This window comes from Catenibacterium sp. co_0103, from assembly GCF_004168205.1.
GTDB lineage: Bacteria > Bacillota_I > Bacilli_A > Erysipelotrichales > Coprobacillaceae > Catenibacterium > Catenibacterium mitsuoka_A.
Genome location: NZ_RCYB01000071.1, coordinates 1 through 10,601 on the forward strand (window position 1 = coordinate 1; position 10,601 = coordinate 10,601).

At 34.9% G+C, this 10,601-nt stretch carries 15 protein-coding genes; 12 read left to right on the top strand and 3 right to left on the bottom strand.

What is annotated here, in order from left to right; translation table 11 throughout:
• Window positions 1-327: 327 nt before the first annotated feature.
• A complete protein-coding gene (locus EAI80_RS09980; RefSeq protein WP_129981903.1) occupies window positions 328-603 on the top strand; it encodes a hypothetical protein in 276 nt (91 codons plus the stop codon).
• A 146-nt stretch (window positions 604-749) separates the two neighbouring features.
• On the opposite strand, the gene EAI80_RS09990 is transcribed toward EAI80_RS09980, so the two are convergent.
• The 3 genes from EAI80_RS09990 to EAI80_RS10000 form a co-directional block, all read right to left on the bottom strand.
• On the bottom strand, window positions 750-1,943 hold the full coding sequence (locus tag EAI80_RS09990; protein WP_117570047.1) for a site-specific integrase: 1,194 nt from the start codon (window positions 1,941-1,943) through the stop codon (window positions 750-752).
• Between the two features lie 78 nt (window positions 1,944-2,021).
• Window positions 2,022-2,225, bottom strand: a complete 204-nt coding sequence (locus EAI80_RS09995; RefSeq protein WP_002610247.1) for an excisionase — start codon at window positions 2,223-2,225, stop codon at window positions 2,022-2,024.
• Window positions 2,225-3,286, bottom strand: a complete 1,062-nt coding sequence (locus tag EAI80_RS10000) for a replication initiation factor domain-containing protein (RefSeq protein WP_278278651.1) — start codon at window positions 3,284-3,286, stop codon at window positions 2,225-2,227. The genes EAI80_RS09995 and EAI80_RS10000 overlap by 1 nt, the downstream gene beginning before the upstream one ends.
• 495 nt (window positions 3,287-3,781) lie before the next feature.
• Here EAI80_RS10000 and EAI80_RS10005 point away from each other — a divergent pair, with 495 nt between their 5' ends.
• The 11 genes from EAI80_RS10005 (at window position 3,782) to EAI80_RS10055 (ending at window position 10,517) form a co-directional block, all read left to right on the top strand.
• The gene (locus tag EAI80_RS10005) at window positions 3,782-4,417 is read left to right on the top strand and encodes a helix-turn-helix transcriptional regulator (protein ID WP_055304083.1); all 636 of its coding nucleotides are present in this window, start codon (window positions 3,782-3,784) and stop codon (window positions 4,415-4,417) included.
• A 269-nt stretch (window positions 4,418-4,686) separates the two neighbouring features.
• A complete protein-coding gene (locus EAI80_RS10010; RefSeq protein ID WP_015527882.1) occupies window positions 4,687-5,328 on the top strand; it encodes a DUF3796 domain-containing protein in 642 nt (213 codons plus the stop codon).
• Window positions 5,329-5,331: 3 nt separating this feature from the next.
• Complete coding sequence (locus EAI80_RS10015; RefSeq protein ID WP_015527881.1) at window positions 5,332-5,535, top strand: helix-turn-helix transcriptional regulator; 204 nt, start codon at window positions 5,332-5,334, stop codon at window positions 5,533-5,535.
• A 99-nt stretch (window positions 5,536-5,634) separates the two neighbouring features.
• Window positions 5,635-5,892 (top strand): hypothetical protein, encoded by a 258-nt coding sequence (locus tag EAI80_RS10020; protein ID WP_055157184.1) that lies wholly within the window; start codon window positions 5,635-5,637, stop codon window positions 5,890-5,892.
• A 278-nt stretch (window positions 5,893-6,170) separates the two neighbouring features.
• Window positions 6,171-6,425 (top strand): hypothetical protein, encoded by a 255-nt coding sequence (locus tag EAI80_RS10025; RefSeq protein WP_129981904.1) that lies wholly within the window; start codon window positions 6,171-6,173, stop codon window positions 6,423-6,425.
• Window positions 6,426-6,564: 139 nt separating this feature from the next.
• Window positions 6,565-6,900 carry a hypothetical protein gene (locus EAI80_RS10030; protein WP_129981905.1) on the top strand — a complete coding sequence of 112 codons (336 nt, stop codon included), beginning with the start codon at window positions 6,565-6,567 and terminating at the stop codon, window positions 6,898-6,900.
• A 153-nt stretch (window positions 6,901-7,053) separates the two neighbouring features.
• Window positions 7,054-7,542 carry an N-acetyltransferase gene (locus tag EAI80_RS10035; protein WP_129981906.1) on the top strand — a complete coding sequence of 163 codons (489 nt, stop codon included), beginning with the start codon at window positions 7,054-7,056 and terminating at the stop codon, window positions 7,540-7,542.
• Window positions 7,532-8,191 carry an HAD hydrolase-like protein gene (locus tag EAI80_RS10040; protein ID WP_129981907.1) on the top strand — a complete coding sequence of 220 codons (660 nt, stop codon included), beginning with the start codon at window positions 7,532-7,534 and terminating at the stop codon, window positions 8,189-8,191. The genes EAI80_RS10035 and EAI80_RS10040 overlap by 11 nt, the downstream gene beginning before the upstream one ends.
• A 2-nt stretch (window positions 8,192-8,193) precedes the next feature.
• Window positions 8,194-8,820 (top strand): DUF4261 domain-containing protein, encoded by a 627-nt coding sequence (locus tag EAI80_RS10045; protein ID WP_129981908.1) that lies wholly within the window; start codon window positions 8,194-8,196, stop codon window positions 8,818-8,820.
• 78 nt (window positions 8,821-8,898) lie between these two features.
• Complete coding sequence (locus tag EAI80_RS10050) at window positions 8,899-10,233, top strand: Mur ligase family protein (protein WP_129981909.1); 1,335 nt, start codon at window positions 8,899-8,901, stop codon at window positions 10,231-10,233.
• Window positions 10,221-10,517, top strand: coding sequence for a DUF948 domain-containing protein (locus tag EAI80_RS10055; RefSeq protein ID WP_129981910.1), 297 nt, complete (start codon window positions 10,221-10,223; stop codon window positions 10,515-10,517). The genes EAI80_RS10050 and EAI80_RS10055 overlap by 13 nt, the downstream gene beginning before the upstream one ends.
• Window positions 10,518-10,601 lie beyond the last annotated feature (84 nt).

Sequence of the window (10,601 nt, forward strand, 5' to 3'; positions counted from 1 at the left end):
CTGAATCAAAGAATTGATGATGAATTCATAATGAGAAAAATTAAGGTGTTTATTTTTTGCTTTTTGTGATATATTAATGATGTTCATAGAAATCTCCTTATAAAGTGTGGTAACTATATAATACGATTTCTATGGACTTTTTTTATAAAAAAATTGAGAATAGGGGCCTGCGGCCGCGCGAATTGGGATAAAGGGGCATGCCCCTTTATCCCAATTCCTTAATTCCAGTTTCATTTTACAATTGAGGATACATCGATATATATGTATATAATTAGTTATATAAAGGTTGTATATGATTATGTATTGAATATAAGGGGGTGTTTTACAATGAACAATAATCGTAGACAAGCACAATTTTTACTAAGAAGTATAACTGATGATGTCCCACAACTTTTATTAGAAGAGAATAATTTAGTTTTTAGAAATGAATTGAAAGAAGATATTTTGATTCCTTGCAGTAGTATTATAAGCATTAAGATTTTACCTATTAATAGAATCTATAATCCCTCTGTTGGACTTTTAAAACATGGAATGAAAGGGTTCATGGCACAACGTAATGCGGGAGTATTTAGTGTTTATTTTAAATTATATATGTCTTTTTGACTATCTTTTTATATCTTCCTAAATGTCCGCAAAGCCTTATTTTATCGGCTCTACGGGCATTTTGCTTTTGTGGTAAACCTCGCATATCTAGGTCTATCTTCTTATATTTTCCCTGTCAATCGTGGTTAAAATCGTGGTAAATACTTCTATGCGATTAGACGCTGAACCTCTGATTTTGCGGTATCTATGGACGCATGAGCGTACCAGTTCATTGTGATACTAATGTTTGAATGTCCCATGATATACTGTAAATCTTTTGGGTTCATGTTCTTGCTTGCCAGTCTTGTGCAGAATGTATGGCGTAGCGTATGCGGTGTGATATGTGGCAAGGGATTGTCCTTGTGGTGCTTGTTATATTTCTTTACCATACGGACAAATAAGGCGTTGTAATCAATCGCAACTTTGGGCTTGCCTTTATGATTGACAAATAAGAAATTGCTCTGTCCGTCTATCACAAATGGTTCTGCCTTTGGGCGTTTCTTCATAACTCGTTGAAATGCCTGTATTGTTTCTCTACTTAATGGCACTTGTCTTATTCCGCTTTTCGTCTTAGGCGTTTCAATATAATAGCCCTGTTCCTTGCTCTTTAGTAACTGGTGGTCGATAATTACAACTTCATTCTTGAAATCAATATCAGCTACTGTCAGTCCGCACAGTTCCGAGATACGAAGTCCAGTCTTTAACAGTATCAGCACATCATCATAATGGTTGTGATACACATTGTCTGTCTTGATAAATGAGAGTAAGGCTTGTTCCTGTTCCTCTGTCAATGCGACTTTCTCTTTGGTATCATTTTCTAGGACTTCACTTAACTTGAAATCAAAGGGATTTTTCCTTACGCAATCGTCTTGTATGGCGATATAGAATGACGCTTTTAACGAGCGTTTATGGTTGTTAATGGTATTGTAGGAAAAGCCTTTGTCTTTCATGCGTAACGCCCATTCTTTAGCGTCAGAGGGCTTGATTGTATCAATACTCCTAGCACCTAACTTGTCCTCTTTCAATAACCGCATGAGTTGTTCCCGTTGTTTCTGTGTGCTTTTCTTCACATTTGCCCTTTGTGCGTTCTGTTTGGCATAAAGTTGGCAAAGCGTCATTTTCTTGCCTGTGCTGTCGATACCGTCCTCAATATCCCGTCTTATCTGCTGTTCCAGTTCTCGAAGTGAGGGTTTTTCCCGTTTTCCCTTTGGTGTCGGGTCTGTGGGTGTCAATCTCCAAGCATACACATATTTTGTGTTTCCAAATGCGTCCACATATTTATATAAGTATTTTCCGTCTGTTCGTTGGCTCTCTCCAGTATGCAGGATACGACCTTTGTTATCCCGTCTTTTTTCTTTCATGGTGTCTGCTCCTTTCCTTGTTGGAAAGAGCCTTGATATGACTTGTGTTCATCATAACACATACAAGGCTCATTTGCATTAGATTGCGTCCAATTTGTCAATAACCTTTTCAAACTGTCGGCGTTTAATCTGTATGCGGTTGCCATTCATAATGAGCCAGCCAGCGTCCTTGTTTTCCTCTGCCAATCGTCTTAACTTGTTTTCTCCGATACGGAAATACTTTGACGCTTCTTCAATGGTAAGGGTGTATTTTTCCCATACGGGAATATCGTTGTTGTTCATCAGATACCCCCTTTCCCATGTTTCGTGTCATACTGGATATAGGGGATAAGGTCGGTGCGGTTTATCCTCTGTAAATGGGCGGTTAATTTACTGGAAAGGGAATTGCTGTATCTTGCCCTATCAAGCATAGTTCCTACTTTTTCCAGTCCACCTAATGCGTCATGTTCTTCTAAGAAATAAAAACTTTTGACAGCGGAAATCACGCCACCCTCTGTGAGCCATTGCTGTGTTTCCTCAAGGGAATTATGCTGTTTTGGTACTTGCAGTTCCAAGACTTCCACAGCCCCCAAAAAGCGTTCCCAAAATCGACACATTTTCCATCTGCTTTTATTACTTTCGTTTCTGTTTGGTACGACAAAGCGTAGGTTGTTTGCCAGCAGTCCGAAAGCCAGTTCCCCAAGTTCCAGCGGTCTGTCTTTGAATGTCATGGCAAAAACATGAGCCTTATCATCACGCAGTTGCATTTCTGTCCGTTTCCAACTGCCAACTTCATCAAGTGTCTTATTATGTTTTGAACAGACTTCCTTATCCTTATCATAAAAGCGGTAGGACAATCCCGATTTTCCAGCACCGATATAAACGGTCTTTGCAGTGTCGAAATCATCAAACTTGCTTTCGTCAAAGTGGTAGCCCTCACTATTCGAGATAAATTCCTCTTTTTCACATTTCTTCTTTATCTGCTCTATGGTAAAGAATGGCTTTTCGTTCCTATCATCAATGGCAATATCAAGTCTTGTGAAATGGAAGTTATCCAGTCCGTATCTTCGCTCACAGCGTCGGAACATATCCCCAAAGGTATAATTCCTACTGTCGAGAATACGGAAAATATCATCACAACCTCTGCCAGTCATAACAAGATAACAGCCTAGCCCTTGTGGATTGTCCTCTGTCTTTCTTGCGTCCCCCGATACATAAATATCTCCAATCTGCCAGCGTGCCTGATAGGTCTTGAATTTAACGCTTGCCGGATAGACATTGAAAATGTCAGTCGGTAAACCTAAAATGTGCATGATAACATCTTCTGCGGTTGCAGTATCAAATACAATGCTGATGTAATCAATCTTAACGGATAAATTTTTGTGTGTAGTTATAGTGCATTACTCCTTTCGTACTTCCCGTTTTTTTGCGAGGTAAAAATCGTGTTTTTTCCTTTATTTATCACAGTTTCTAGGTACTATGACATGTATGCGCAGGGCGGTGTTACATATACGCCCTTTACGAACGCCTAAAGGCGTTCCCTTTCTTCCTGTGTCTGCCCCGTTCTTAACGCTCACGAGCCTTGTAAGGCTCGTGGCTAAACGGAACAGCCCAGTCAGAAATCCGATTTTCAGTCTGATAGTCCATGCCTATTCATGCTATCAAAGTGAAAATATCTATTCTATATGCTTACTCAAGCGTGTGATTGACCCTAGCGTGCTTAATCGCTCTATCTAACACGATAATAACGCCATTAGAATTACTTGTCAAGAAGTTTTTGTTGACTTTTGGATATAGATTAAGTATGATATGCTTATAAACGTCAAAAAAAGCAACGAAAGGAGCGGTTATACTAAGTTATGGAGCATTATGAAAAGAAAATCAGTTTCTTAGGAGAGAACATACAAACCATAAGAAAATACAGAGGAATGAAACAACAGGAACTTGCGGACAAAATCGGTATCAATATGCAGAGCCTTTCCAAGATTGAACGTGGTGTGAATTATCCTACCTTTGATACATTAGAAAAGATAATGGACGTGCTGGGTGTAACCCCAAATGAATTACTGTCGGGAGAATGGAAGTATGTTAATCAAGCCGAAAAGGAAGTCTGCCAGTTTTTAAGAATTGAAGAACGACTAAATGCAGAATTAAAACATGGGCATTATGACAACTTCTTTGACAGCGAAGAAGAATGGCTGGAATATGAGTTGAAAAAGTTACGGGAATATATTACCGACTACATCAACGGAAAAAGCATTGTAGCGTCCGACCTTTATCCAATCAAAGAATTTATCCAGCATTTGAAGTTTCAAAAACTGTTAGACCACTATGATGATTTATACAGCATGGATATGTTCGGTGAAAGCATAGAGGGACATAAATATAGGACACCTTATCAAGTCGTAAAAATGATAAACCCCAATTCAAAAGAAGATATGGAATTATTACGGGAAGTATTGAAAAATAACGATTTTGATGATGAGGACGAGTAACCCTTTTCCTCTTTGTAGAAGATACAGCAAACAAAAAGCCCAGTAAAGAGTGCAAAGCACCACCAATGGTGGCAAGGCTCTTGACAGGGCTTTTCCTTTACTGTTTGTGGCAGACAAGAGGAAGAAAGGGACAAAATCTGATTTGTAGTAAATTATATAAAAACGATATGAGATGTATTTGTATCATTTTCTTGTTGACACCATTTATATTAAGTGATATATTTGTCTTATAAAGATACAAAAACATCACATTGAAAAGAGGGATGATTATGACAAAAAAACAAATGAAACAAGTTATCTTTATGGGAGTAGGGTGTGTAATATTACTGATTGCAGGGATAATTTACTCTTTATTATTTAACGACGCACGCTGGGTTAAAAACATGGATATGTCTAATTATGTATTTTCCATAAAGGATATACCAATGTTGATAGTCGGTGCTTTGATAGCTATTTATGTCTTATATGTAACAGTTATCTTCTTTAAAAACGCCTTTTCTAAAAATTTTAAAGACAAAAACTATTCAAGAACAGTATCTTCATATTGGGGACTGTGTGGAATATTTGGATTTCTAGGTTTTAGCGGTTTTTGGACTTATTTTGAATATGGGAAAATATATCCTTTTGTATTCTTTATATTTTTTGGCTTTTTCGGCTTTTTCTTTGAAGGAAAACTTTCTCACACTTTAGAAGATGAACTTTTTTTAGAAAATAAAAGAAAAGCAGAAATAAACGCCTATAAAGTAGGATTTAAACTTCTCTTTATAGTCATTTGGCTTATGGCAATAGGAATGTTTTCTCGTAATGTGGAATGGTGTGCAATTTTTATGCTCATTTCTGTTTCACTTATCTATGCTTTAGTCATTTTTCTTAGCAACTATTTATTATACCGCTACGAAAAAGGAGAATAAGTCATGGTAGAAGATTTCATGTGCAACTTAAAGGTATATCGTGTAGCACAAGGTTTAACACAAGAACAACTGGCAGAAAAAGTCGGGGTTCGTAGAGAAACAATTATGAGGTTGGAAAAAGCACAATACAATCCATCTCTAAAACTGGCGATTGATATTTCACGGGTTCTCAATGCACCGATAGAAGATATTTTCATTTTTAAATAAGATAGTGGTAGTAAATTCGGTTCTATGTGATATTGGGAACAATAGAATATTAAGTTTTACATCAATATAAGAGTAATGCAACTATAATGTTAATTTGTATTGCTTGGAGGAACAATACCTGATGAAGATGATAATGATGTCATCGCAGAACAACTTGCAAAAATCAGTGAACAGATGGCAATTAAGAATAGGCGTAGCAAAAAAATTTGGAAAATTGCTGGGGTTATATTCCTAGTAATTGTGCTATTGAATATCCTCTTGATAATATTTAATATGTCAGTATCTAAAAACGTTTCAACAGATAGTAGCACCACTTTCATAGAAATAGGTGAAGATGATGTGATTGATGTAGAATAATTTCCAACATACAATCCCAGTTTGACAACTTTATATCCATACACACAAAGCAGTTAGTCTTAGGATTGACTGCTTTTTAACAAAAGACACCACTCAGGTGTAAAGGGTGTCTTTTTAGTGCTATTTTATTGTCATATCAAGGCTCATTCAATTGTGGTAAATTCGTGGTAAATTAAATAATTTTCTATACTTCAAAGTGCTTGAAAGTATAGTGTTTATGCGGATAATCGCAAATTAGATATAAAATTTATTTTAATTATTATGTAGATTTGAATGTTGTGACTACTACAAATACTTATTTATTTGAAAGTCTTGATCTTGAGAATGCATCGAAGTTTATTATGAAATTAGATGAAATCATCAAGGTTATTGATGATGTGAATCTTATTGATTTATTCAAAACAAAATCGATTAATGAATTGAAGGAATACATGGATCAGCATTATAAAGATTGGGCCAAAAAATATAATTTGGAAAATCCACGTACGACATTAGATGAAAACATGATAAGATTAGCACATAATAAGAACTAGTCTCTTTTTGAAAAGGAAAATAATAATAAAACAGTATGATTTCAGGTTTGACACAGAGTTGATCAAATCATTAATAGGAAAAACTTTCACAAAATACAAACATGCAGATTTCATCATTACAGATTCTGGGACAGGTATTTTGGGATTTGAGATTAATCAACAGGTATTTAAATTAGTGAACGATTATGAGGCGTTAGATTATTTTGGATTAGATGGTGAAGCAACAATACTAAGTATTTCTACATCCAATTGGACAGCAGTAGAATCAAGGTTTAATAATGATATCAAAGAAACATATATTGATGAGGTAGTACAGAAAATCATTCTAGTCAATGATCATACTTTTTCTAAAAATTATGATATGTGGGAAACGAAAGCTATTGTCTTCTGCTATGAAAATTTTGAAATCTGTTTTGAAAAACAGGATTGTTGGTTTTCAATGGAAATTGAAATCCATAAAGAACGTGATACGTAGAATGTGATAGATGATGGTAAAGATATATTGAATGATTTTGATGAGAATTCATCTGTTACAATAGAAAGAACAATAGTAGAAATTGTGTAATATGGGGGTCTGGATTTTTTCAGACCCTTTTTTGTGTTATGATATAAATCAGAGGGGTTAACTATGGAAATAAAAAAAGCAGATAGGGCTCATATAGTTGAAATAATGAGTCTTTACAAAGATGCAAAGATATTTATGGATAATCATGGCAATAAAGATCAGTGGCCTGTAGGTTATCCTTCAAAAGAGTTGATTACTAAAGATATAGATAAGATGTATTTATGCATGTATGAAAATCAAATTGCGGCTGTTTTCTATTATGCGATAGAAGAAGATCAAGCTTATAAGGAAATCGAGGGACAATGGCTCAATGATGCACCTTATGGTGTGGTACATCGTGTTGTTTCTGCACATATTGTAAAAGGGGCCTGCAAGTTTATCTTGAACTGGGCTTATAGTCAGATTCCTAATTTAAAGATGGATACTGGAATCAAAAATATCCCTATGCAGAATTTATTAGAATCTTGTGGATTTAAACAGTGTGGAAAAATAGTCAATACGCAAGGAATAACATGTCTTGCATATCAAAAAGGAGAAACAAATGAAATATAAATGTTTAATACTAGATCATGATGATACAATTGTAGATAGCACACGTACAGTGAACTTTCCTGCATTCTTAGACTCATTAAGTAAATTGCGTCCTGGTGTTACTATGACTTGTGAAGATTATTTTAAGTATAATTATAAGCCAGGTTTCACTGCATTATGTTTTGATATACTAAAGTTCACTGAAGAAGAAATGCATATACAGGAAAATAACTGGCAGTCTTATATTCGTGATCATGCCCCTGTCTGTTTTGATGGCATTCATGATTTATTATGGCGTTATGTAAATGAAGGTGGCACTATCTGTGTTATTTCTCATTCAATGAAGCATACAATCATTCGTGATTATAAGAATAATGATTTACCAGAGCCTTCTATTATATATGGCTGGGAATTACCTCCTGAAAAGCGTAAACCATCTATTTGGCCTGTTGAAAGCATTATTGAAGAACTTCATTTAAATAAAGAAGATGTCTTGCTTGTAGATGACTTATTACCAGGCGTACAGATGGCACGAGACGCGCATATTGATGCATGTGGAGCTGGATGGGCTCATGATATCAAGGAAATTAAAGAAGATATCAAGAATAAATGTACTTATTATGTTGAGTCTGTAAAAGAGTTAGAAGACTTATTGTTTGAGGGAGAGTAAAGATGGAATTAGACGCATTTTTATTAGTAAAAGAACCATTCAATGAAACTAGTAATTATATTAATCAACCATTAGATGACAAAGTACGTCTTAATGCAGCTTTAAGTAACTTTATGTGGGAAGAAGCAGATGCATATACTAAAAACCATACTGGAATGATTCATATCCATAAGACAATTGAAACTATTCAGACAGACTGTCCTTTGTTTGTAGAAGAAGTATGTTCAAATATTGATGAGAATGTTGTAGGAGTTTATATGAATGATGTCATCTATGAACCATCTTTTTATCAAACAATGGCCAAGATGATTGATCAGGATATGTTTCCTATTTATAACGTCATCTGGTTTGGTTTATATCCATTAGAAAATGGGGTAGGGGCTTATACAGATGGTCTTGAAAAACTCGGCTATCATGAAATAGAAGTCTCTTCTATTGGTGAACCTATGGCTGTATTAGACTTCATTAAAGACACTGCACTCTATGTTATTATGAACAATGTGGTATTTAAAGATGGTGAAACTATTGGGCTCACTATTGAACAGGTATTGACTATTCATTTGGGTGAAAGTGAGATATTTGATACACCAACTTTTAGGATAGACGATCCTTTTCTTACCAATTTATGAAAATACTTTCATTTTTAAGTGATATCTATGTAATCATTATTTAATTTGTGTTAATATATTATCGAGGTGACAAAATATATGTATTATTTTATAGGTATTAAAGGTTCAGGAATGGCTTCTCTTGCAAGAATTTTATATGATTTAGGTTATGAAGTCGCAGGAAGTGATATTGATAAGTATATCTTCCTTGAAGATGGCTTAAGAGAAAGACATATTCCTATTTATTCATTTAATAAAGACAATATTAAAGACGGTATGGATGTTATTGTAGGGAATGCATTTGACCGTTCTAATGAAGAAGTGGCTGCTGCAGAAGACAATCCTAATGTAACAATTCATCACTATTATGATTTCCTAGCTAAGCTTATGGATGATCATATTACTATCGGTATTGCAGGTACACATGGTAAGACTTCTACTACAGGTATGGCTTATCATTTATTTAAAGATTATGATAAGACAAATGTATTAATTGGTGATGGTACTGGTTATGCTACTAAGGGAGCTAAGTATTTCGTTGCTGAATGCTGCGAATATAAAGATCATTTCTTATGGTACCATCCAGATTATGCTTATATCAACAACATTGAAATGGACCATGTAGACTATTTCAAGTCAATGAAACAGTATGAACAGTCTTTTGAAAAATATGCCAACCAGGCTAAAAAGGCTATTGTCATCTGGGGTGATGATCCTCATCTTCCACATTTGAATTATACAAAGAGAGTTGTAAAATTCGGTGTAAAAGACGGTAATGATGTTCAGGCTAAAAATGTGATTAATAATGAAAAAGGTCTTTCATTTGATGTATATATCTATGGTGATCTTTTTGGACATTTCACTCTACCATTCTATGGTATGCATACACTTTATAACACATTAGGTGTTATTACTTTAGGTTATCTTGAAGGTATGGACTTTGATTATATGCAGAGTCAGTTAAGTACATTTAAGGGAACTAAGAGACGTTATGCAGTGAAGGAAGTAGGCAATAATGTATATGTTGATGACTATGCACATCATCCAACAGCTATTAAATATGTAATTGAAGAAACAAGAACACGTTTCCCTGGCAAGCAGATTGTTGCGGTTTATCAGCCAGATAGATATTCTCGTGGCTTAAGATTTGCGAAGGATTATGCACGAGTCATGGATACAGTTGATCATCCATATTTTGTGGATTTCCCTAAAAATGCGCCAAAAGAACCAGGAATCGATATTGATGTCAGTGTTATTACTAAGAACCTACCTCGTTCTAAGGTAGTGACTGAAGATGAAGCAGGTGCAAAAGAATTAGCTCAATATGATAATGCAGTATTCTTATTTATGAGTCCTAAGGATATTTATAAATTAGAGGAATTAGTTATTAAGGAAAAAGAAAAGGCATATGAGGAGATCCCATGGATATCTTAACAATTTGTCTATGTATTCTAGTGCTCGCTGGTGTATTTGCATTAGTGTCTCTAGGAGTATTTCTTATCCATGCACTTACAACTTTAAAAGATGTCAGTCATTTGGCTCAGCATTTAGAAACAACTGTTTCTAAAGTAAATGTCACAGTGGATGATATCAACTATAAAATGGATAAGCTCAATGAACCTATCAACGTGGTAAGTGGTATTTTTAATAAGAAGAGATCAAGCGCAGGTATATTAGGAACGGTATTAGGCTTGAAAAATATCTTGAAGAAAAAATAGGAGGTATAAGTGTGAAACAAAAATCAATCAAAACGTATAAAAAAAGACAAACTTAAAAACAAGTTTGAATAATTTAGAAAAAAT

Bases quoted from the DNA above. Each gene is read 5' to 3' on its own strand.
- EAI80_RS09980 (WP_129981903.1), top strand. From the start codon at position 328: ATGAACAATAATCGTAGACAAGCACAATTTTTACTAAGAAGTATAACT.
- EAI80_RS09990 (WP_117570047.1), bottom strand. From the start codon at position 1,943: ATGAAAGAAAAAAGACGGGATAACAAAGGTCGTATCCTGCATACTGGA.
- EAI80_RS09995 (WP_002610247.1), bottom strand. From the start codon at position 2,225: ATGAACAACAACGATATTCCCGTATGGGAAAAATACACCCTTACCATT.
- EAI80_RS10005 (WP_055304083.1), top strand. From the start codon at position 3,782: ATGGAGCATTATGAAAAGAAAATCAGTTTCTTAGGAGAGAACATACAA.
- EAI80_RS10010 (WP_015527882.1), top strand. From the start codon at position 4,687: ATGACAAAAAAACAAATGAAACAAGTTATCTTTATGGGAGTAGGGTGT.
- EAI80_RS10015 (WP_015527881.1), top strand. From the start codon at position 5,332: ATGGTAGAAGATTTCATGTGCAACTTAAAGGTATATCGTGTAGCACAA.
- EAI80_RS10035 (WP_129981906.1), top strand. From the start codon at position 7,054: ATGGAAATAAAAAAAGCAGATAGGGCTCATATAGTTGAAATAATGAGT.
- EAI80_RS10040 (WP_129981907.1), top strand. From the start codon at position 7,532: ATGAAATATAAATGTTTAATACTAGATCATGATGATACAATTGTAGAT.
- EAI80_RS10045 (WP_129981908.1), top strand. From the start codon at position 8,194: ATGGAATTAGACGCATTTTTATTAGTAAAAGAACCATTCAATGAAACT.
- EAI80_RS10050 (WP_129981909.1), top strand. From the start codon at position 8,899: ATGTATTATTTTATAGGTATTAAAGGTTCAGGAATGGCTTCTCTTGCA.
- EAI80_RS10055 (WP_129981910.1), top strand. From the start codon at position 10,221: ATGGATATCTTAACAATTTGTCTATGTATTCTAGTGCTCGCTGGTGTA.